At 71.2% G+C, this 20,056-nt stretch carries 21 protein-coding genes; 6 read left to right on the top strand and 15 right to left on the bottom strand.

Annotation, left to right across the window (positions count from 1 at the left end; genetic code table 11):
• Positions 1-67 precede the first annotated feature (67 nt).
• From O7617_RS02075 to O7617_RS02035, 9 genes are all read right to left on the bottom strand, one after another.
• Complete coding sequence (locus O7617_RS02075) at positions 68-736, bottom strand: HAD-IA family hydrolase (RefSeq protein ID WP_282261097.1); 669 nt, start codon at positions 734-736, stop codon at positions 68-70.
• 20 nt (positions 737-756) lie between these two features.
• Entirely contained in the window at positions 757-1,575 is an 819-nt protein-coding gene (locus O7617_RS02070; protein ID WP_282261096.1) for a phytanoyl-CoA dioxygenase family protein, read from the bottom strand.
• Entirely contained in the window at positions 1,572-2,993 is a 1,422-nt protein-coding gene (locus O7617_RS02065; protein ID WP_282261095.1) for a glycosyltransferase, read from the bottom strand. Before O7617_RS02065 ends, O7617_RS02070 begins: the two co-directional genes overlap by 4 nt.
• Before the next feature lie 17 nt (positions 2,994-3,010).
• Entirely contained in the window at positions 3,011-3,667 is a 657-nt protein-coding gene (locus O7617_RS02060; RefSeq protein WP_282261093.1) for an SIS domain-containing protein, read from the bottom strand.
• Complete coding sequence (locus O7617_RS02055) at positions 3,664-4,449, bottom strand: hypothetical protein (RefSeq protein WP_282261091.1); 786 nt, start codon at positions 4,447-4,449, stop codon at positions 3,664-3,666. Before O7617_RS02055 ends, O7617_RS02060 begins: the two co-directional genes overlap by 4 nt.
• Positions 4,446-5,393 (bottom strand): transketolase C-terminal domain-containing protein, encoded by a 948-nt coding sequence (locus O7617_RS02050; protein WP_282261090.1) that lies wholly within the window; start codon positions 5,391-5,393, stop codon positions 4,446-4,448. The genes O7617_RS02055 and O7617_RS02050 overlap by 4 nt, the downstream gene beginning before the upstream one ends.
• On the bottom strand, positions 5,390-6,259 hold the full coding sequence (locus O7617_RS02045; RefSeq protein ID WP_282261089.1) for a transketolase: 870 nt from the start codon (positions 6,257-6,259) through the stop codon (positions 5,390-5,392). Before O7617_RS02045 ends, O7617_RS02050 begins: the two co-directional genes overlap by 4 nt.
• 602 nt (positions 6,260-6,861) lie before the next feature.
• Entirely contained in the window at positions 6,862-7,842 is a 981-nt protein-coding gene (locus tag O7617_RS02040) for an aldo/keto reductase (RefSeq protein ID WP_282261088.1), read from the bottom strand.
• 52 nt (positions 7,843-7,894) lie between these two features.
• On the bottom strand, positions 7,895-9,196 hold the full coding sequence (locus tag O7617_RS02035; protein WP_282261087.1) for an MFS transporter: 1,302 nt from the start codon (positions 9,194-9,196) through the stop codon (positions 7,895-7,897).
• 76 nt (positions 9,197-9,272) lie between these two features.
• On the opposite strand from O7617_RS02035, the gene O7617_RS02030 reads away from it, so the two are divergent.
• The gene (locus tag O7617_RS02030) at positions 9,273-10,313 is read left to right on the top strand and encodes a LacI family DNA-binding transcriptional regulator (protein ID WP_282261086.1); all 1,041 of its coding nucleotides are present in this window, start codon (positions 9,273-9,275) and stop codon (positions 10,311-10,313) included.
• 51 nt (positions 10,314-10,364) lie between these two features.
• Here the strand turns inward: O7617_RS02030 and O7617_RS02025 are convergent, their stop codons facing one another.
• On the bottom strand, positions 10,365-12,878 hold the full coding sequence (locus tag O7617_RS02025) for a DEAD/DEAH box helicase (RefSeq protein ID WP_282261084.1): 2,514 nt from the start codon (positions 12,876-12,878) through the stop codon (positions 10,365-10,367).
• Positions 12,879-12,982: 104 nt separating this feature from the next.
• Entirely contained in the window at positions 12,983-13,612 is a 630-nt protein-coding gene (gene trmB, locus O7617_RS02020) for a tRNA (guanosine(46)-N7)-methyltransferase TrmB (RefSeq protein ID WP_282264612.1), read from the bottom strand.
• Between the two features lie 433 nt (positions 13,613-14,045).
• On the opposite strand from trmB, the gene O7617_RS02015 reads away from it, so the two are divergent.
• Together O7617_RS02015 and O7617_RS02010 are read left to right on the top strand one after the other, a co-directional pair.
• Positions 14,046-14,681 (top strand): hypothetical protein, encoded by a 636-nt coding sequence (locus tag O7617_RS02015; RefSeq protein WP_282264611.1) that lies wholly within the window; start codon positions 14,046-14,048, stop codon positions 14,679-14,681.
• Positions 14,682-14,991: 310 nt separating this feature from the next.
• A complete protein-coding gene (locus tag O7617_RS02010) occupies positions 14,992-15,657 on the top strand; it encodes a class F sortase (RefSeq protein WP_282264610.1) in 666 nt (221 codons plus the stop codon).
• A gap of 123 nt (positions 15,658-15,780) precedes the next feature.
• On the opposite strand, the gene O7617_RS02005 is transcribed toward O7617_RS02010, so the two are convergent.
• Positions 15,781-16,005 (bottom strand): GntR family transcriptional regulator, encoded by a 225-nt coding sequence (locus O7617_RS02005; protein WP_269680043.1) that lies wholly within the window; start codon positions 16,003-16,005, stop codon positions 15,781-15,783.
• Between the two features lie 240 nt (positions 16,006-16,245).
• On the opposite strand from O7617_RS02005, the gene O7617_RS02000 reads away from it, so the two are divergent.
• Positions 16,246-16,449 (top strand): hypothetical protein, encoded by a 204-nt coding sequence (locus tag O7617_RS02000; RefSeq protein ID WP_282261083.1) that lies wholly within the window; start codon positions 16,246-16,248, stop codon positions 16,447-16,449.
• Between the two features lie 197 nt (positions 16,450-16,646).
• Here O7617_RS02000 and O7617_RS01995 read toward each other — a convergent pair whose 3' ends face one another.
• The 3 genes from O7617_RS01995 to O7617_RS01985 are packed head-to-tail and all read right to left on the bottom strand — an operon-like array spanning position 16,647 to position 18,739.
• Positions 16,647-16,964, bottom strand: a complete 318-nt coding sequence (locus O7617_RS01995) for an antibiotic biosynthesis monooxygenase (protein ID WP_282261082.1) — start codon at positions 16,962-16,964, stop codon at positions 16,647-16,649.
• Between the two features lie 19 nt (positions 16,965-16,983).
• Positions 16,984-17,781, bottom strand: a complete 798-nt coding sequence (locus tag O7617_RS01990; protein WP_282261081.1) for an exodeoxyribonuclease III — start codon at positions 17,779-17,781, stop codon at positions 16,984-16,986.
• Positions 17,782-17,818: 37 nt separating this feature from the next.
• Positions 17,819-18,739, bottom strand: coding sequence for a PAC2 family protein (locus O7617_RS01985; RefSeq protein ID WP_282261080.1), 921 nt, complete (start codon positions 18,737-18,739; stop codon positions 17,819-17,821).
• Positions 18,740-18,863: 124 nt separating this feature from the next.
• On the opposite strand from O7617_RS01985, the gene O7617_RS01980 reads away from it, so the two are divergent.
• Together O7617_RS01980 and O7617_RS01975 are read left to right on the top strand one after the other, a co-directional pair.
• Positions 18,864-19,160 carry a hypothetical protein gene (locus tag O7617_RS01980; RefSeq protein WP_282261079.1) on the top strand — a complete coding sequence of 99 codons (297 nt, stop codon included), beginning with the start codon at positions 18,864-18,866 and terminating at the stop codon, positions 19,158-19,160.
• Positions 19,160-20,005 (top strand): peptidase M23, encoded by an 846-nt coding sequence (locus tag O7617_RS01975; protein WP_282261078.1) that lies wholly within the window; start codon positions 19,160-19,162, stop codon positions 20,003-20,005. The genes O7617_RS01980 and O7617_RS01975 overlap by 1 nt, the downstream gene beginning before the upstream one ends.
• The last annotated feature ends 51 nt before the right edge of the window (positions 20,006-20,056 follow it).

Genomic DNA, 20,056 nt, shown 5'->3' with positions numbered 1-20,056 from the left:
TACCGGTCACGGGCTTGAACGAGTGCCACCTTGAGCCGGACCGGACAGACGTCGTCTCTCGGAGGGGTCAGCGGGCGGGGGTCGGATCGAGCACGACGACGCCCGTCAGGTCGTCCACGACCCAGTCGGCGTCGAGGGCGTCCAGCGCGTCCGGGGCGAAGGTCGTGGCCACCGCGACGACCCGCATGCCCGCCCGGCGACCCGACTCGATGCCCGCCGGGCTGTCCTCGACCACGACGCAGTCCGCCGGCGGACAGCCCAGGCGTGCCGCCGCCAGCAGGTAGCCGTCCGGGGCGGGCTTGCCGTGGGCCGTGTCGTCGGCGGTGATCAGGACCTGGGGGACCGGCAGGTCCAGATGCCGCATCCGGATCTCGGCCAGCCGCTGCCAGGCCGACGTCACCACCGCCCACCGTCGCGGGGGCAGCGCGGCCAACAGCCGCGCTGCCCCGGCGACCGGCCGGAGGCCGTCGGTGTCCTGCTCCTCGCGCCGGATCAGGTCCGCCACCTCCGCCGCCAGGTCGAGGTGGGGAGCCGTCAACCGGACGGTGTCGGCCAACTGGAGGCCGTGGGAGACGCGCAGCAACTCGTCGGCGTCCAGCCCGTGCCGGCGGCACCAGTCGCGCCACTTGCGCTCCACGCAGACCTGGGAGTCGACGAGCGTGCCGTCCATGTCCAGCAGCAGGGCGCCGCAGGCGATGGTCGCCGTCCGGCCGGCCGTGATGATTCCGAGCTGCACCGTCGTGTCGATCCCGGCGGTCAGCGCTCGGCGCCGACGAACCGTTGACCCATTCCCCGGGTCTGGACCAGCTCGGGGTACGCCCGGCTCGGGTCGCCGTACGTGTTGCCGGCGCGGTCCTCACCCCGGGCCAGGAAGATCTGGTGCTTGTGCCCCACCCCCTCGTGGTTGAACCGGACACTCGTGCTGATGTAGCGCATGGTGAACCCACACCGTCGCAGCGCGCTGCGGTTGACCTCGCTGCTGTGCACGAGGCCCCCGGAGTGGATGCTGAACTGGTTGGGTTGCAGCTGCACCGGGACGGCCCGTCCGGCGTCGACGCGGCTCTGGTCCAGCTCCTCGTCGAAGACGCTGGTGTCGTCGGTGACGCGCCGGTAGCTGCCCGTGCCGTCGACGTGGCTGCCGGGGATGACCTTCATGCAGCCGTTCTCCAGTGTGGACGGGTCGATCGCCAGCCAGATCGTCATGGCCTGGCCGGCGGGTTCGATCATCTCCCGCCAGAAGTAGCCGTCGGTGTGCCACGGAACGCTCTTGCCGTCGCCCGCCGGCTTGCAGAAGAAGTGGGACGTGAACAGGGCGATGTCCGGGCCCACCACGCTCTCGACCACGTCGAGCACGTCCGGGTCGAGCAACCACCGGAACAGCTCCGGGTCGGTGAAGTGGGGGACGTCCATGTCCTCCGGTCGCTCCCCCTCGGGCAGAGCGGCGAGCTTGCGTTCGAAGTGGTTCTTCAGGCCGAGAAAGGTGTCCGGCTTGAGCAGTCCGTCGCCGATGACGTATCCGTCGGTGCGGTACGCCGCCACCTGTTCCGGGTTGAGCCCTCGCTTGCTGGTGCTCATCGCGTTGCCATCCTCTCTGGCGCCAGCATCGACGCCGTCGTCGTCACCTCCCGGTCCGGGAGGAAGTCGTCGCGCACCCGTCGGTGCGCGCGTTCCCCGATCTCCTGGCGATCCGTCGCGTCGCTCAGGGCGGCGGCGACGATCCGGCCCAGGCCGCGCAGGTCCGCCGGGTCGGCCAGCAGGAAACCGTCGACCCCGTCGGTGATCTGCGCGCGGATACCGCCCACGGCACTGCCCACCACCAGCCGTGACTTCCACATGGCCTCCGCCACGGTGAGGCCGAAGCCCTCGGCGAGGCTCTTCTGCACGACCACGTCGGACGCCCGCTGAACCGCGTTGACCAGCACCGCGTTCTCCGTCGGGTCGGCCATCGGCAGGCTGACCAGGCTCACCCGTCGCCGCTGCGCCGGCGGCAGCCGCCGCCAGTGGTCGAGGCAGTCCGCGTACCAGAAACCCTGCTCGACGTCGTCGGCGATCGCGGCCGGATCCGGGCCGACCAGGGCGAGGTGCCCGACGGGTACGTGGTCGGTGACCGCGGTGAGCACACCGGCCATGTCCTTGAGCCGGTCCCACCGCGACACCTGGGTGATCAGCGGCTCGCCGAGCCGACGGCCGCCGTCGGAGATCACGGTCGGCGTGGACTGGAGTCGGACGTCCCCCGCCGCGGTACGCACCGGCACCGGCGACCTCGCCGGTGCCCCGGCCGGGTCGAGACCGCACTGCGCCAGGCAGGCGCGGACGGTGTCGGCCGGGAGGTCGACGTTCTTGGCGTCGAACGGGGAGATGAACGGCGGTTGGATCCGTACGGTCCGGTCACGCAGCCGGATCGGGACGTGGTCGGCCACCGAGAAGATCAGCGAGTCGACCTCGTCCAGCAGTTCGGTCAGGAAGTCCCACCCGCGCTCGGAGGCGTCGGTGGGCTCGTCCACGCCGACGTGACAGCGCCAGTGCACCGACGCGACCCGGCCCGCCAGCGCCGGGACCAGCCCGGCGGTCTGGTGGTCGTGCAGGATGACCACGTCGCGACCGTCGACGGTCTGGACGAGGCGGTCCGCGGCGGGTTTGAGGGCATCGAGGTACGCCGCGCGTTCGGCCGCACCGAGCGGACCCCCGTCGCCGTCGCTGCCGTAGAGCGCCACGCCGAGGCGTTTGGTGATCCGGAAGAAGGCGTCGTCTCCGCTGACCACCGCCCAGCGGGCTCGCACGCCCAGTTCACCGTAGAGGGGCAGCAGTGTCCGCAGCATCTCGGCCACCCCACCGCCGGTGGGTGTGGAGTTGACGTGCCACAGTGTGCCGCCGTCGAGCCTGTCCTGGATCTCCGCGGCGGCCCGCCGGAGCCGGTCGGCCCGCTGCGGGCCGATGAGCCGTTCCAGGGAGGCGAGCACCGGCCTCGACCGGACTGGATTGATCGTCAACATCGGGCCACCTCCTGCGGCTACGCGGTCGGCTGGACCGGTCGGGCCGCCTGCCCGACGCGTTGCTTGAGCAGGCCGACCAGCATGTGGTTGACCGAGAGCATCAGGTCCTCGAAGTGGAAGTTGTTGTCGTTGCGCCCGGTCTGCCCCGGGAACCGGGAGGTGCCCGGCACGACGAGGCACACGTCGGCCAATTCCCGGCAGCGACCGCCGTCGCCCTTGGTCATCGCGAAGGTGCGCGCCCCGGCCTTCGTCGCGGCCTGCAGCGCCCGCACCACGTTCGGCGAGTTGCCACTTCCGCTGTACGCCATGACCAGGTCGCGCTCGGTGGCGAACGGTTCGAGCGAGGCGGAGAACATGGTGTCCGGGCCGAGGTCGTTGACCAGCCCACTGAGCTCCGCGGAGGAGCCGCACAGGTTGACGAAGGTGAGCCGCCGCACCGACGCCGACACCGGTCGGCTCTTGTCCTCGGAGACGAACGGGTGGTGCTTGAAGTCGCAATAGGCGTGGTCGAGGGTGCCGGCGTTGCCGCCGTTGCCCATCGCGTACACCGTGCCGCCCTCGTCGTAGGTGCGGAACAGCATCTCCGCCGCGGCCACGACGGCGTCGACCGGGAAGTGGTCGATGATGGCGCGCTTCTCCGCCAGGTAGAGCTGGATGTCGTCGACGGTGCTCATACCCGCGCCCCCACGTGCTCGACCTCGATGCGACCGTTGCCGCGGTTGGTGTCGTCCGCCCACCGGATCACGTCGTCCAGTTCGGGGGTGGAGACCTCGACGGAGGTGTAGTCCGATTCGGCGATCACCCGGTGCAGCACGTTCGCGGCCGAGGACCAGCCCGACCGGCGGCCGTGCACGGCGCGCGGCAGCGCGTCGGTGTCGATGACGGCGTCGGTGTCGCCGGGGGCCGGCGTGCCGTTGAGGACGGTCGCCTGACCGTCGACGACGTAGTTCGTCTCCACCTTCTGCTGGTGCGACTGCAACGACGACTGGTGCCCGGCGGTCATGTGGATCTGCTTGAGGGCGTACGGGATGCCGCCGAGGTTGTTCGTGTACCAGACCTCGTGCCCCCACGGCTTGTCGACGCGGTAGGAGTCGACGTCGCGGCAGTGCGCTGCTGTGGTGGGGGTGACCGGGACGTCCCAGGACTCGTGCACGGGACCGGTGGTGGATCCGGCCTCCACCACCACGGCCGGCCCGACGCCGACCTGGGTGAAGCGGTAGGTCGCACCCGGCTCCGCGTGCCAGCCCTGTAGGTAGCCGTACTCGCGGTGGCCGCTGCCGTCGGCGTGCCGCGACTCGACGCGGACCCGGCCGCCGATCACGATGAAGCTGCGGTGGTCTGCGGGGTGGCACCGGTACGGCGAGCCGGCGCCGAGGACCAGCTCGTGCTCGACGAAGAGGTAGGGGGCCTGGGCGAGGTCGTGGGCGAGGTTCTTCGGCGGGTCGATTCGCGTCATCGCTGGCTGTCTCCGATCTCGGGGGAGGGGGTGGTCGCGGCCCGGATCCGGCTCGCCACACCGGGCGCGTCGAGTTCGTAGCGTTCGTAGAGTTCCTCCGGGGAACCGGCCTGGCCGTAGTCGTCGACGCCCCAGGCGTGGAACCGGACGTGCCGGTCGAGCCCCAGCACGATCCGGCCGACCTCGTCGATGAGGCCGCCGCGGATGAAGTGGTCCTCGAAGACCAGGACGTGCCGGTGTCGCCGCAGCAGCTCGGTGGTGGCGGGCACGTCCAGGGGGAGGGACGAGGCGTTCACCACGGTGGGTCGCAGACCGGTCGGGGCGAGCAGTTCGACGGCGTCGAGCACCACGGGCACCATTCCGCCCATCGTCACGACGGCGACGTCCGTGCCGTGGCTGACGACGTCCGGGTGGCCGGAGCGGAACCGGTAGTCAGGGTCGTGCACCTCACGCTGGGGCTGCCGGCACAGCCGTAGGTAGATGGGTCGGTCATGGGTCACGGCGTAGGCCAGCATGGCGCGCGTCTCCACCCCGTCGGCCGGTTGCAGCACCTCCACGTTCGGCAGGCTGCGGATCACCGCCAGATCGCGAAGGCCCATCTGGGTCGGGCCGTCCTTGCCGATGGCGAGCCCCGCGTGCGTGCCGACCAGGACGACACCGGCGTTGTTGAGCCCCACCGACTGGAAGATCTCCAGGAACTTGCCGGTCAGGAAGTGGCCGAAGCTGGCGACGAACGGCCGGTACCCCTCCTGGGCCAGGCCCGCCGCGACGCCGATGGCGTTGGCCTCGGCGATGCCGATCTCGAAGAACCGGTCGGGGAAGGTCTTCTTGAACTGCGTCGTCTTGGTCGCCGAGGCGAGGTCGCAGTTGACGACCAGGACGTTCTCGTGGTCCGCGGCGACGTCCACCAACGCGTCGCCGAACCAGTCGCGGGTCGCCTTCACACGCTCACCCGCCCCAGGTATGCGATGGCGTCCTCGTACACCTCGGGGGTCATGGTGCCGCTGTGCGAGCCGTTGAGCAGGATCTGCCCGGGGCCGAGATAGCCCTTGCGGGTGTGCGCGATGATCACGGAAGGCTGCATCCAGTTCTCCCGCGCGTTGGCGACGGCGTCCCGGATCGCCAGATGGGAGTGGCCGTTGACCTCCTGCACGTGCCAGTGGAACGACCGCAGCTTCTCCGGCAGGGGATGCAACGGCAGGATCTCTTCGAGCGTCCCGTCGTTCTGGCTTCGGTTGTAGTCGACGAGCAGCACCACGTTGCCCAGGCCCCGGGCCCCGGCGTACATGATGGCCTCCCACATCTGCCCTTCCTGCAACTCGCCGTCACCGACGAGGCAGTACACGGTGGAGCCCTCGCCCCGCAGGCGTCGTGCCTGGGCTCGCCCGATGCCGACCGACAGGCCCTGGCCGAGCGCGCCGGTGCTCACCGCCACCAGGTCGAGCCGGGTGCGGTCGGGGTGGCCCTGGAGCCGGCTGTCGATCCGGCGCAGGGTGCCGATCTCGGCGACGTCGAGGTCCCCGGCGACCATCAGGGCCGCGTACCAGGCCGGCGCCGCGTGACCCTTGGAGAGGATGAAGACGTCGTCGCCGGCGGTGTCCATCTGGTCGAACTTGAGCGTGCTGACCAGGTCCACGCAGGAGAGCGACGACCCCACATGGCCGGAACCGGCGAGGTGGATCATCTTGAGCAGATGCGCCCGTACGTCGTTGGACAACTGCGCCAGCCGGGAAAGTCGATACGGCAGCTCGAATTCGTCGTCCACCAGGTTCGGGTGACGGTCCGGTGGTAGAGCGTCGAGATACGTCATGCTGGCAGTCACAGAATTCCGCCCTTCGCAACGAAGTGAGGTGAGGTCATTTCGAACCTCTCGATGTCTCGGATTTCGGGCAGCATTCAACGCGCTTTCCGTTGCTGGAAAAGTGTCGCCAGAATGCACGCCGAATCAGCTGCGCGAATGAGGCGCAGCTTTGTCGGTCGCGTATTTTCCATGCGGCGCGCCAGGCGGGCACTCGTGCCGCCGAGGCTCTAGAGGGAGACGACGCAACGCCTCGCAGTGCGAAACTTAATGACACCCCCGGCATAGACATTGTTGACTATCTTCCTGTCACGAGATTTCCACAGGGCGCCATAGGCGTCAAGCGCTCGGTCACAGAAACATCGCCCGATCGGCTATTTTCTCTTCAAACAGTGATCCGCGTCACACCTGAGTCGGCGCAATTCCCATGGGCCTTGGAGATGTATTTAGAGGGATACAGCGACGTCATTTACCGGAAACACATATCACGCCGTCGAGATCAAACGACTCGGCAATGCGGCGATGGTCGGCGAACGCCGAAAAGGTGCCGACGCGGCCTGCGGGCGTCCCTTTTCGGGATAGCCGCCGTCAGGCGCCACGGCGGCCCGTCGTGATCAGTCCAGCGCCACCACGGCGTGCGGCTCGTAGCGCTCCTCGAGCTGGTCGACCTCGTCGGGTGACAACTCGATGTCGAGGGCGCCCAGTGCGTCGTCGAGCTGCCGCACGTCCGTCACGCCGATGATCGGGGCGGTCACCGGCGGCTGCCGCAGCAGCCAGGCCAGCGCGATCTGCGCCCGAGGTGCCCCTCGCGTCCGGGCGACATCGCCGAGTCGGGCCGCGACCGCCCGGTCCGAATCCTCGGTCCGGGCGTACAGGCTGTGCCCGAACGCGTCGTCGGCGGTGCGCCGGGTGCTCGTCGTCCATTCGCGGGCCAGCTTGCCCCGAGCCAACGGACTCCACGGCAGAGTGCCGATGCCCCGGGCCCGGCAGAGCGGGAGCATCTCCCGCTCCTCCTCGCGGTAGATCAGGTTGTGGTAGTTCTGCATGCTGACGAACCGGGACCAGCCGTGCTGCTCGGCGACCTGCAACGCGGTGGCGAACTGCCACGCGTACATCGAGGACGCCCCGAGATAACGGACCTTCCCGGCCCGTACGACGTCGTGCAGGGTCTCCAACGTCTCCTCGATCGGCGTCGTCGGATCCCAGCGGTGGATCTGGTACAGGTCGACGTAGTCGGTGCGGAGCCGGCGCAGGCTGTTGTCCAACTCGGCGAGGATCGCCTTGCGGGACAGCCCCCGCTGGTTGGGCCCCGGCCCCATCGGGCCGAAGACCTTGGTGGCGATGACCACGTCGTCGCGCCGCGCGTACTCGCCGAGGGCGCGGCCGAGGATCTCCTCACTGGAGCCGTCGGAGTAGACGTTGGCGGTGTCGAAGAAGGTGATGCCGGCGTCGAGCGCACTGCGGATCACCCGCCGGCTCTCCTGCTCGGGCAGCGTCCACGAGTCGGCCCCACGGTGTGGTTCGCCGAAGCTCATCCCACCCAGGCAGAGTCGGGAGACGGTGAGCCCCGTCGAGCCGAGCCGCGCATACCGCATCGCCGAACCTCCTGTCACCGTGCCCGGAGACCGTGTCGTGCGGGCGGCCGGGTCACCGGACCGCCCGTGGCAGCGCGCCCAGCACCAGCGCGGCGCCGACTGCCATGATCGCGAAAACCATCCCCATTCCGAACGCGTCGGTCAGCGGCCCCACCACGATCGGCGCCGAGATGGCACCTACCCGGGACAGCGCCGAGACCATGGACGCCGTCCGGGCCGGGGGAATGCCGTGCCGCACGCTGAGCTGGTCCGCCGAGCCGAAGAGCAGCGGGAAGGCCGGCCCGGCCCCGAAGCCGGCCACGGCGACCGCGGCCAGCGCCCACCACACCGGAGCGGCGAGGAGTGTGCACAGCAGACCCACCACCACGGCCGTCATCATCGTGGCGCCGCTGACCGCCGCGACTCGGGCCTGGCCGACCCGGGACACCGCCGCGTCCAGCAGCAGGCGCGAGGCCAGCAGTCCGGCTCCGAAGAGCACCGGTGCCGCGGCCGCCACCTGCGGTGTCGCGTCGAACCCGCGGCTCAGCAGAAGCCCGGTCCACTCCTGCCCCGGGCTCTCCACATAGCTGGCGGCCACCGCCGCGAGCCCCAACACCGGCAGCACGTACCGCAGCCGACGAAGGGTACGCGCCGGTCGCGCCGGGCCGTCACCCGTCCGGACCGGCGTGGACGGGCCGTCGCCTGTCGGGGCCGGTGTGGACGGGCCGCCGCCCGTCGTGGCGGAGGCGGCCGGGCCGTCCACCGGCGGGGTCGGCGCGGGCGTGCCCTCGACCACCATCCCCTTGTGGCCGAGGGCGATCGCGAGCTGGGCGGCCAACGCCACCGTGGCGGCGAGGCCGACGTGCAGGGCCACCGGCACCCGGAGCCCGGCGGCGACCGTTCCGAGCACACCCGCCCCGGCCAGCGAGAGTGACCAGGTGGCGTGCATCCGGCCCATCAGGGTCGTGGCGCGGTGCTGCTGCACCCGGACCGCGAAGGCGTTCATCGCCACGTCGTGCGCGCCGTCGAGGACGCCGAGCAGCAGCAGGGCCCCGCCCAGCAGGATCAACTGCGGTGCCCACGCCACGCCCACGGCCAGCAGCGCGTAGCCCGCCCCGGCGAGCAGGGTGGCCGACCGCTCGCCGACGGCGCGGGCGAGCAGGGGAGCGACGAGGGAGCCGAGCAGCCCGCCGATCGCCGCCGCGAAGAGCACCACACCGAACTGGGTTTCGCTGGCGGACACCCGGTCGGCGATCTCGGGGAAGCGGGTGAGCAGGCTGCCGTAAAGTGCGCCGTTGACCGCGAAGGCGACCGCCGGTATGCGCCAGTCGCTGCTGGTGCGGCCGTCCAGGCCGTCTGCGACATCGACGCTCATGTGGCTAACTTATACGTATCAGAGGACCGGCACAACGCAGGGAGGTTCTCCAGTGCCCAGCGATCCACCCCCACGGATGCGAGACGTCGCGCGAGCGCTCGGCGTCAGTCAGGCCACGGTGAGCAACGCCTTCAACCGGCCCGACCAGCTCAGCCGCGAGCTGCGCGACCGCATCCTGGCCGCGGCACGCGACCTCGGCTATCCCGGCCCCGATCCGATCGCCAACACCTTCCGCCGAGGCCGCACCGGCGCGATCGGGCTGATCATCCACGAGCCCCTGCAGTACCTCTTCGAGGACCCCGCCGCCCGCCTGACCATGGCCGGCGTCGCCCGCGTCTGCGGTGAACACGGCTCCTCACTGGTGCTGGTGCCCCGCGCCGAGCCGGGCCTGCCGGACGTCGTTCCCACCGCGCTCGTGGACGGGTTCGTCGCCTTCTGCGATCCCTTGGAACCCGAGCGGCGGGAGCTGCTGCGGGCCCGGCGGTTGCCGGTCGTCGGGCTCGACGCCCCGGTGACGCCGGGAGAGCCGTATGTCGGCATCGACGACCGCGCGGCGGCCCGCGCGGCGGCGGCCCACCTGGTCGAGCTCGGTCACCGCCGGATCGGCGTGATCAGCTTCGCGCTGGCCCGCCACTCGGAGACCACGGTGGTGCCCGCCGGGCTCGACGCGCCCACCGGGTACGTCGCCAACCGGGCCCGCCTCGACGGCTACCGGGACGCGCTCGGCCCCGCGCTCTCCGACGGCGACGGCCGGATCGTCGTCGTCGCGGCGCGCGGGGTCGAGGAGGCCGACGGGGCCGCCGCCGCGGTGCCCCTGCTCGACCACGCCGAGCCGCCCACCGCGATCCTGGCGATGAGCGACCGGCTCGCGCTCGGTGCGATCGCCGAAGCCACCCGTCGCGGCATCGACGTCCCCGGTGACCTCTCCGTCGTCGGCTTCGACGACGTACCGGCGGCGGCAGCGGCCGACCCGGCGCTCACCACCGTGCGGCAACCGCACGCCCGCAAGGGCGCGGAGGCGGTACGCATGCTCCTGCGGCCCGCGCCGACCCGTCAGGCCCTGATCCTGCCGACCGAGGTCGTCGTCCGCGCCTCGACGGCACCACCTCGGCGGTAGGCCGCTGCCGTCCTGGCTGGGCGCCCCCGACGGCCCGTCGGGGCAGCCGCCTCAGAGTTGACCGACGTCGGTGATCCGGACGACGGCGGCACCGACCTCGTCCGAGGCCGCCAGGTCGACCTCGGCGCTGATGCCCCAGTCGTGGTCGCCGTCCGGGTCGTCGAAGATCTGCCGTACGGTCCACCGCTCCCGACCCTGCTCGATCATCAGCAGCGCCGGCCCCCGGGCGTCCGGGCCGACCCCGATCGAGTCGTACGCCTCGAAGTACGGCCCCAACGCGTCGGACCACGCGTCGTAGTCCCAGCCGTCCTCGGCGTCCAACTCGGCGAGCAGGTCCCAGCGGCGAAGCGCGGCCAGCTCGACGCGACGGAACAACGCGTTGCGCACCAGCACCCGGAACGCCCGGGCGTTGCGGGTCACCGCCGGAGGCCGGTCGGTGAGCGCGGCGTGCGCCTGGGCGACCTCGGCCACGTCGGACGGGTTGCGCAGCCGTTCCCACTCGTCGATCAGGCTGGAGTCGACCTGGCGGACCAGCTCGCCCAGCCACTCGATGAGGTCGATCAGCTCCTCGGTCTTGGCGTCCTCGGGCACGGTCTGCCGCAGCGTCTTGTACGCGTCGGCCAGGTAGCGCAGGACCAGCCCCTCCGAACGGGTCAGCCCGTAGAACTGCACGTACTCGGTGAAGGTCATGGCCCGCTCGTACATGTCCCGGACGACGGCCTTGGGGGAGAGCTGGTGGTCGGCGACCCAGGGGTGGCCCTGCCGGTACATCTCGTAGGCGGCCTCCAGCAGCTCCGCGAGGGGCTTCGGGTGGGTCACCTCCTCGAGCAGTTCGAGGCGGGCCTCGTACTCGATGCCTTCGGCCTTCATCGCGGCGACGGCCTCACCGCGCGCCTTGAACTGCTGCGCGGACAGGATCTGCCGGGGGTCGTCGAGGATCGACTCGATCACGCTCAGCACGTCGAGCGGGTACGACGGCGACTCGGCGTCGAGCAGTTCGATGGTGGCCAGGGCGAGCGGGGAGAGCGGCTGGTTGAGAGCGAAGTCGAGCTGGAGGTCGACGGTGAGCCGGATCCGCCGGCCCGTCTCGTCCGGCTCGGGCAACTCCTCGACGACCCCGCCCGCGCGCAGCGCCCGGTAGATGGCGATCGCCCGGCGGATGTGCCGGCGCTGCGCGGCGGCGTCCTCGTGGTTGTCGGTGAGGAGGTGCCGCATCGCGCTGAACGCGTCCCCGGGGCGGCCGATGACGTTGAGCAGCATCGAGTGGCTGACCTGGAAGCTCGACGTCAGCGGCTCCGGCTCGGCGTCGACGAGCCGGTCGAAGGTGGGCTGCCCCCAGCCGATCGAGCCCTCCGGTGGCTTCTTGCGGACCACCTTGCGCCGCTTCTTCGGGTCGTCCCCGGCCTTGGCGAGCGCCTTCTCGTTGTCGATGACGTGCTCGGGGGCCTGCACCACGACCCGGCCGATGGTGTCGTACCCGGCTCGACCGGCCCGCCCGGCGATCTGGTGGAACTCCCGGTTCTTCAGCAGCCGGGTCCGGACCCCGTCGTACTTGGACAGACCGGTGAACAGTACGGTGCGGATCGGCACGTTGATGCCGACGCCGAGCGTGTCGGTGCCGCAGATGACCTTGAGCAGGCCGGCCTGGGCGAGGGTCTCCACCAGGCGGCGGTACTTGGGGAGCATGCCGGCGTGGTGCACCCCGATGCCGTGCCGGACCAGCCGGGAGAGCGTCTTGCCGAAGCCGGCGGTGAACCGGAAGTTGCCGATCGCCTGGGCGATCATGTCCTTCTCGGCGCGGGTCGCGACGTTGACGCTGGTCAGCGCCTGGGCGCGTTCCAGCGCGGCGGCCTGGGTGAAGTGCACCACGTACACCGGGGCCTGCTTGGTCTCCAGCAGCTCCTCGAGCGTCTCGTGCAGCGGCGTCATCGCGTACGAGAAGATGAGCGGGACCGGCCGCTCCGCCGAGCGCACGACGGCGGTCGGCCGCCCGGTGCGCCGGGTCAGGTCGTCGACGAAGCGGGTGGTGTCCCCCAGGGTGGCGGACATCAGGATGAACTGGGCCTGCGGCAGCTCGATGATCGGCACCTGCCACGCCCAACCCCGGTCGGGTTCGGCGTAGAAGTGGAACTCGTCCATGATCACCTGGCCGACGTCGGCCCGGTCGCCCTCGCGCAGCGCCAGGTTGGCCAGGATCTCCGCGGTGCAGCAGATGATCGGGGCGTCGGCGTTGACGCTGGCGTCGCCGGTCAACATGCCGACGTTCTCGGCGCCGAAGACCTCGCAGAGCGCGAAGAACTTCTCCGACACCAGGGCCTTGATCGGCGCGGTGTAGAAGGTCGTCCGGTTGTCGGCGAGGGCCGCGAAGTGCGCCGCGATCGCCACCAGGCTCTTACCCGAGCCGGTCGGAGTGTTCATGATCAGGTTGGCGCCGGAGACGATCTCGATGACCGCCTCCTCCTGATGGGGGTAGAGGTCGAGGCCGCGCTCCTTCGCCCAACCGGCGAACGCGTCGAAGAGGGTGTCGGGGTCGGCGCTTCTCGGTAGCGCGGCGGTGAGCGTCATAGCCTGTCCATGGTGCCTGGATCATGCCCCGGTACGCCAACCCGGCCTCCGCCGGCCCCTCCACGGGCGGCCTCCGTCGGCCCACGGCGGGTGGCCTCCCTCGGTCAGCGGCGTCGGTAGATCAGGTCGGCGACCGGTCGACCGGCCGTGATCGCCCGCCGCTCGAACTTCGTCACCGGGCGGTGCGCCGGACGCGGCACGAAGCCGCCGTACGCGTCCACCAACTCCGGATCCGCGTCCAGGGTCTCCCGCATCGCCTCGGCGTACTCGGCCCAGTCGGTCGCGCAGTGCAGCGTGCCGCCGGAGCGCAGCCGGGACCGCAGCAACGCCACGTGCGCCGGCTGGATGATCCGCCGTTTGTGGTGGCGCGTCTTCGGCCACGGGTCTGGGAAGAAGACGTGCACGGCATCGAGCGCACCCTCGGGCAAGCCGCTGACCAGGGACAACGCATCGCCCTGCGCGACCCGTACGTTGCGCAGGCCACCCCGCTCCACCAGGTCGAGCAGGTTGGCGATTCCCGGCGTGTGCACCTCGACCGCCAGATAATCTCGGTCCGGGTCGGCGGCAGCCATCGCGGCGGTGCTGTCGCCCATGCCCGAGCCGATCTCCAGCACGACCGGCGCCCGGCGACCGAACAGGTCGGCCAGGTCGACGGGCACGACCGGTCCGTCCGGCACATCCAGGCCGTACGCGGGCCAGAGCCGGCCCAGGGCGTCGGTCTGCCGGTCGCTCATCCGACCCCGGCGGGGGTGGAACGTGCGGATCGTCCGGCTCACGGGCGGGACGGCGGGGTCATGGTCGGTGGTGGTCACAGCGACCCGAGCGTACGCGACCCCGTCGGCTGATCGGATGTGATGTGCGACCGGAAATGAGAGGATCCAACTGGTACGGCAGGTCGGGTGCTCCGCTGCCCGACACGGCCGCACGGCGTCGAGAGGGGGCATCGTGACAGTGACCCGTGGCGGCGTGATCCTTTCCGTGCTGACCGCGCTCGTCGGCCCGCTGCTTGCCGCCCCATTGCTTGCCGCCCCATTGCTTGCCGCCCCATTGCTTGCCGCCCCTGCTGCGGTCGCTGCTCCTCCCTCGCTTGCCGGTTCTGCCGCGCTCGCTGCCCCTCTCTCGCCTGCCGGTTCCTCCGTGCCCGTCGTGTCCGAGCCGGTCGGCGCGGTGCTCGCTGCCCCTGCGGCCGTCGGCGGGGCGCTCGCTGCCCCTGCGGCCGTCGGCGGGGCGCTCGCTGCCCCTGCGGCCGTCGGCGCGGTGCTCGCTGCTCCTGCGGCCGTCGACGCGGTGCTCGCCGTGCCGCAGTACGCCGCCGCCGCGGCGCCCGCGCCGCAGCCCGGAGGGCCGCCCGGTGGCGCGCCCCAGCCGGGGCCGGTGGACATCTTCGTCGAGGTGAGCCCGAGCACGGTGCAGCCCGGCTACCTGGTCGGCATCCGGGCCAGCTGCCGGGACAACTCGGTGGGTGCGACGGTCGTGTCGGACGCGTTCGGCGCGGTCGGCGTGCAGCCGCAGCGCGGGGTGCTCACCGCCGCGCCGATGGTGCGCGAGCGCACCCGCCCCGGCAACTACCGGGTCAAGTTGGAGTGCCGGGACGGCGAGACGGCCTCGACCATGCTCCAGGTGGTCAAGAAGGTGCCGTCCCCCCAACCCAGTCGGGGTCCGGCCACCGGCTTCGGTGGTGGTGCCGGCGGAGTCAGCGGGCAACTGCTGCTGCCCGTCGGTGCGGCGCTGACCATCACGGGGTTGGTCCTCGCTGTGGTGGCGCTGCGTCGGCCGCGTCTGGTCCGTGGCGCCGGGCGCTGAGTCGGCCATGGAGATCTTCCGACCCGCGTCGCCGCCGCCCGGTCCCCGCCCGTCCCCCGGTGCCCGTCCGTCGTCGGGCCCACGCCCGTCGTCGGGCCCACGCCCGTCCTCCGGCCCACGCCCAGCGCGCGACGACCGCCTCGACGACCGCCGCGCCCGGGACGACCGCACGCCGCCGGACGACCGCTTCGACGACCGGTTCCCGCGTGACGACCGGCTTCCGCGTGACGACCGGTGGCCGACGGACGATCGCTTCGACGTCCACCGGCTACCGCTGGACGACAGTCCGCTCAGCCCCGACCGCCCGACTGTGGCCGCACGCCCGCCGACCGCCGTCACGCCCCGGCGTAGCCGGCCCTCTGGTCGTAGCCCCTGGTCGGTGCCGCTGGCCGTGGTGCTGGTGCTGGCCGGGGTCTTCGCCACCGGGGCGGGGTTGGGCCGCTCGGTCGGCCCGTTCGACTTCGCCCCGACCGGCGGCGACCGACCGCCCCGCAGCGAGTCCGTGGGGTTGTCGGCCAGTCGCCCGGTGCGCCTCACCATCCCGACGATCAAGGTGGCCGCGCCGGTGGAGCCGGTCGGGCAGGCACGGGACGGCTCGATCGCCGTACCGCCCTTGGAGCGGCACAACGAGACCGGCTGGTACGACCGTGGGCCCACGCCCGGCGAGCCCGGCCCGTCGGTGATCGTCGGGCACGTGGACACCAAGACCGGCCCGTCGGTCTTCTACGACCTGGGCAAACTGAAGCCCGGCGACCTGATCGAGGTGGCCCGCGCGGACGAGTCGGTGGTGGTGTTCCGGGTCGACACCGTGGAGCACTTCCCGAAGGACCAGTTGCCCGCCGAACGGATCTACGGCCACGACGGGCCTCCCGGTCTGCGGTTGATCACCTGCGGCGGGCAGTTCATCGGTGGACGCACCGGCTACGCCGACAACGTCATCGCCTTTGCCACCTTCCAGTCCACCCGCAAGGCCTGAGGCCACGCTCCGGCGCTTGATCCACTCGCCTTCGCCGAAGTCGGGGTATCCCAGCGGCCCGGACACCCCGAGTTCGCCGAACCGGAGTGGACCAAGCTCTGGGGCGGCCCGTCGGGTGCAGCGCTACTCGGCCTCGGCGACGAACACGCCTTGGCCTTGCTGTCCGTAGACGAGGTTGCGGTCATGCAGCTCTTTGACGGCGCGGTACGCGGTTGACCGGGCGACGTTGTAGATCTCGCCGATCTCCGAGACGGACGGCAACTGGTGCCCAGGTCGGTATTCACCGGAGCGGATCTTCTGCTCGATGTCGTCCGCGACGCGGCGGTAGTGCGGTGGTCTGGTTGGCATGATCGACTCTCCTGGACTTCAGCGGAGATCATGTTTCCAGCCCTGGCACGAACAGGACAAGGCGACGATCCAGCAAAGTAGATACAGTGAGAACCTGACTACACTGAGACAGTGGATACAGTGAGACAGTCGGGTGGTTCTGGACTTCAGCACTCCGAGGTATCCGGCGCCCCCCGGGGAGCAAGACGTCAGACTCTGCCCCCGGGGCAGTTGCTTCCAGGACGCATGGAGGTGTCGCACATGCCCATCGACGAGCCGGTGTCCAGGGCGACCGAGTTGTTCGTGGCGAAGCGCGTACTCGACGCGCATTGGACTCGGGCGGTCGACGGGCCCTGGCAGGCAGGTGGCTGCCTAGAGCGCCGAGGTCACGGTGACTGTCCGCAGCTCGATTGGTCGCTGGCGCTCCTGGCGGACGTCGCCGCAGTCATGTTCCAGAAACAGTGACCACTCGTCCCCGCGGTGTACCGACAGCGACATCGCCGGCCTTCAGTTTCTCCGATAAGCAGCGAGGCGCTCTAGCGCTTGATCCACTCGCCTTCAAGGAAATCGGGGTGACCGAGTCGTCCGGACACCCCGACATCAAAGAAACCGAGTGGATCAAGCCCCGGGTGGGGCTGTGGGCAGGGCTGGGGAGCGGCCGGTCAGGGTCGGGGGACGTGCAGCGCCACCTCGAACTCCAGCAGGCTGGCTCCGGTGGCGACCGGGGGGCGCGGCTTCTCGCCGGGGGCGCTGGCGTGGGCGGCGCGAGAGGGGCCGGCGGCCCACGCCTGGTACGCCTCCTCGCTCTCCCACTTGGTGTAGACGAAGTAGCGGGTCTCGCCGGCCACGGGGCGGAGCAACTCGAAGCCGAGGAAGCCGGGGGAGTCTTCCACGGTGCCGGCTCGGGCGGCGAACCGCTTCTCCAGCTCGGCGCCACCACCGGGCGGGACCTCGATAGCGTTGATCTTCACGACTGCCATCTGCCCACCCTAGCCAGGCTCAGAACGTCTCCACCGCAGGCACCAGGTCCGCGTCGACGACGATCGGCGCGTGGTCGGAGGGGCCCTTGCCCTTGCGCGCCTCCCGGTCCACGTAGGCCGAGCGGACCGCTCGGGCGAACGGCGCGGACGCGTACACCAGGTCGATCCTCATGCCCTTGTTCTGGTGGAACATCCCGGCGCGGTAGTCCCAGTAGGTGAAGGGGTGTGGCCCCTTCATCGGGGTGGGTACGACGTCGCTGAGGCCGAGGTCGCGCAGCGCGGCGAGGGCTGCCCGCTCGGCCGGGGTGACGTGGGTGGAGTGGGTGAAGACCGCCGGGTCCCAGACGTCGGCGTCGGTCGGGGCGACGTTGAAGTCGCCGCTGACCACCAGCGGAAGCCCGCCGGCCAACTCCGTGTCCAGCGCGTCGCGTAGTGCCGCGAACCAGGCCAACTTGTACGCGTAGTGCGGGTCGTCCGGCGTCCGGCCGTTGGGCACGTACACCGACCAGACCCGGACCCCGTCGCAGGTCGCGGAGATGGCCCGGGCCTCCGGGGCGGGGAAGCCGGGCTCGCCGGCGAACCCGACCCGCACGTCGTCCAGCCCGACCCGGGACAGGATGGCGACCCCGTTCCAGCGGCCGTCGCTGTGGCTGGCGACGGTGTAGCCCAGCTCGCCCACCTCGGTCACCGGGAAGGCGCCGTCCGGGCACTTGGTCTCCTGCAGGCAGACGACGTCCGGCCCGGTGTCGGCCAGCCACTCCAGTAGCCGGGGTAGGCGGGCCTTCACCGAGTTGACGTTCCAGGTCGCCAGGCGCATGCCCCCAGCCTGCCGCATCCGCCGCCGCGACGCCGGGTCAGCCGGCCGGGGTGTCGCCGGGACGGGTCTGTTCGGCCAGGAACCGCTCCAGTTCCGCGCCGAGTTCGTCGGCGGTGGGCAGGGGCCCGGCGTCCGGGGCGAGCAGGCTCTTCTCGCCCCGGCCTCGGGCGAACGCGTCGTACTGCTCCTCCAGGGCCTGGACCAGGGCTGCCGCGTCGTCGGTCTGGGCGACCTGCCGGTCGATCTCCACCCGAACCACCTCGGCGGCCGAGCGCAGCCCGTCGCCGGGCAGCAGCAGGCCGGTGCTGCGGGACACCGAGGTGAGCAGCACCTCGGCGGCGGCCGGGTACTCGGTCTGCGCCACGTAGTGCGGCACGTGGGCGGCGAAGCCCAGCGCGTCGCGGCCCTGCTCGCCGAGGCGGAACTCCAGCAGGTGACCGACGCTGCCGGGCACCTGGACGCGTTGCAGCCAGGGCTCGTAGCCGGCGATCAGCTCCGGGCGGGTGGCGTGCGCGGTCACCCCGGTGGGACGGGTGTGCGGCACCGCCATCGGGATCGAGTTGAGGCCGACGGTGAGCCGGACGTCCAACCGGGCGGCGAGCCCGGCTACGGCGGCCACGAACCGTTCCCACTGCAGGTCCGGCTCGGGGCCGGTGAGCAGCAGGAAGGGGGTTTCGTCGTCGTCGTGCAGCAGGTGCAGCTCCAGCGTGGGCGAGTCGACGCTCTCCCAGTGGTCCTCGACGAAGGTCATCACCGGTCGTCGCGATCGGTAGTCGAAGAGCTGGTCGACGTCGAAGGTGGCGATCGGCCGGCCCTCCAGCGAGGTGAGCAGTTGCTCGCGCGCCAGCCGGCTGGCGTTGCCGGCGTCCACGAACCCGGTGAGGGCCTGGATCAGGACCGGTTGCCCGAGGTCGGGCAGATCGTCGGTGAGCTGGTAGAGCTCGTGTGGGTCGAGCACCGGTGCGGACCTCCCTGAAATGTGCCTGCGGGGTGCCGTCGCGACGGAGGGCACCCGTTCGGGCAACGTACCCGCCATCCTGGCGCATTCCTGCTCCGGGCGATCCGCCGCCCGGGGGATGGGCGTGACCGGACCAATCACCTCTTTTCGTCGCGAGGTGTTCCGCGTTGACCGTTCGGTGGAGGTCGAGTTCGGCCCAAAGGCCGAGTTTGTCGATCATGTCAGGTCCGAGGGTTCGATGTCCCGGCCTGTCAACGACCGGACCGACCTGAGTGGGCTGCCGTTTTCATCCGGTACGCGAGGTCTGTTCCCCGACCGGGTCGACCCGACCCGGTCGTCCACCGGTGCGGGCCGGATGTGTGGCGATCGCCACGTGATCACCGTGCGTGATCGGCGTTTCGCCCTGCCTAGCCTCGGTTGATGCGTGACGACGGCACCCTCGACGACCCGTACGCCCCGAGCAGCCCCACTGCCCATATGGAGGACGGCACCTCAACCGAACGGACAACCGCCGCGAGTCGGCTCCGGGCGTACGCCCGGGACCTGACCGGTCGACGGCGGGCGCAGGTGGCCCTCGCCACCGGGGTGGTCTGCTGCCTCGGGCTGGCCGCCGTCGCGCAGGTCCGGTACGAGAGCGCCGACGCCGCGACGCGGGGCGCGTCACCGGCCGGCTCCGAGCTGGCGCAGCGTGCCGAGCAGCAGACCGCCTCGCGTGGCCTCGACCGGACGGCTGCCCCGAGCGCCTCCGCCACGGCGACCCCGGCCGACCCGGACACCACGGCTCCGGCCCGCAAGGCAGCCCCGGCTCGCCCGACCCGTCCGGCTCCCGTCGCCGGCCTGGACCGGGCCCAGATGCAGAACGCCGAGACGATCGTCCGTACCGGCCGGAAGATGGGGGTGCCCCGCCGCGGGTTGGTGATCGCGGTGGCCACCGCCATGCAGGAGAGCAACCTCTACAACGTGGCCAGCGGCGTCCTGCCCGAATCGCAGGACTACCCGCACCAGGGCGTCGGCTGGGACCACGACTCGGTCGGGTTGTTCCAGCAGCGGTCGAGCAGCGGTTGGGGCCCGGTGGGTCGGCTGATGGACCCGGAGTTCGCCACCCGGCAGTTCCTCGCCGCGCTGGAGCAGGTGCCCGGCTGGGAGGGGATGCGGCTGACCGACGCCGCGCAGGCGGTGCAGGTGTCCGCGTACCCCGAGCACTACCAGCAGCACGAATGGCGCGCCACCCGGGTCGTCGACGCCCTCGTACCGGCGGGGCGGTAACCTACCGACCACTATGGACGGTCAGGGTTGAGGCTGTCGCATCCCGGGTAC

This window comes from Micromonospora sp. WMMD1155, from assembly GCF_029581275.1.
In the GTDB taxonomy this organism is placed as follows: Bacteria; Actinomycetota; Actinomycetes; order Mycobacteriales; family Micromonosporaceae; genus Micromonospora.
The sequence above is the reverse complement of the archived record's forward strand: the minus strand, read 5'-3'. Positions and strand labels throughout refer to the sequence as shown.

Bases quoted from the DNA above. Each gene is read 5' to 3' on its own strand.
- O7617_RS02070 (WP_282261096.1), bottom strand. From the start codon at position 1,575: ATGAGCACCAGCAAGCGAGGGCTCAACCCGGAACAGGTGGCGGCGTAC.
- O7617_RS02065 (WP_282261095.1), bottom strand. From the start codon at position 2,993: ATGTTGACGATCAATCCAGTCCGGTCGAGGCCGGTGCTCGCCTCCCTG.
- O7617_RS02060 (WP_282261093.1), bottom strand. From the start codon at position 3,667: ATGAGCACCGTCGACGACATCCAGCTCTACCTGGCGGAGAAGCGCGCC.
- O7617_RS02055 (WP_282261091.1), bottom strand. From the start codon at position 4,449: ATGACGCGAATCGACCCGCCGAAGAACCTCGCCCACGACCTCGCCCAG.
- O7617_RS02045 (WP_282261089.1), bottom strand. From the start codon at position 6,259: ATGACGTATCTCGACGCTCTACCACCGGACCGTCACCCGAACCTGGTG.
- O7617_RS02040 (WP_282261088.1), bottom strand. From the start codon at position 7,842: ATGCGGTATGCGCGGCTCGGCTCGACGGGGCTCACCGTCTCCCGACTC.
- O7617_RS02035 (WP_282261087.1), bottom strand. From the start codon at position 9,196: ATGAGCGTCGATGTCGCAGACGGCCTGGACGGCCGCACCAGCAGCGAC.
- O7617_RS02030 (WP_282261086.1), top strand. From the start codon at position 9,273: ATGCGAGACGTCGCGCGAGCGCTCGGCGTCAGTCAGGCCACGGTGAGC.
- O7617_RS02025 (WP_282261084.1), bottom strand. From the start codon at position 12,878: ATGACGCTCACCGCCGCGCTACCGAGAAGCGCCGACCCCGACACCCTC.
- trmB (WP_282264612.1), bottom strand. From the start codon at position 13,612: ATGAGCGACCGGCAGACCGACGCCCTGGGCCGGCTCTGGCCCGCGTAC.
- O7617_RS02005 (WP_269680043.1), bottom strand. From the start codon at position 16,005: ATGCCAACCAGACCACCGCACTACCGCCGCGTCGCGGACGACATCGAG.
- O7617_RS02000 (WP_282261083.1), top strand. From the start codon at position 16,246: ATGCCCATCGACGAGCCGGTGTCCAGGGCGACCGAGTTGTTCGTGGCG.
- O7617_RS01995 (WP_282261082.1), bottom strand. From the start codon at position 16,964: ATGGCAGTCGTGAAGATCAACGCTATCGAGGTCCCGCCCGGTGGTGGC.
- O7617_RS01990 (WP_282261081.1), bottom strand. From the start codon at position 17,781: ATGCGCCTGGCGACCTGGAACGTCAACTCGGTGAAGGCCCGCCTACCC.
- O7617_RS01975 (WP_282261078.1), top strand. From the start codon at position 19,160: ATGCGTGACGACGGCACCCTCGACGACCCGTACGCCCCGAGCAGCCCC.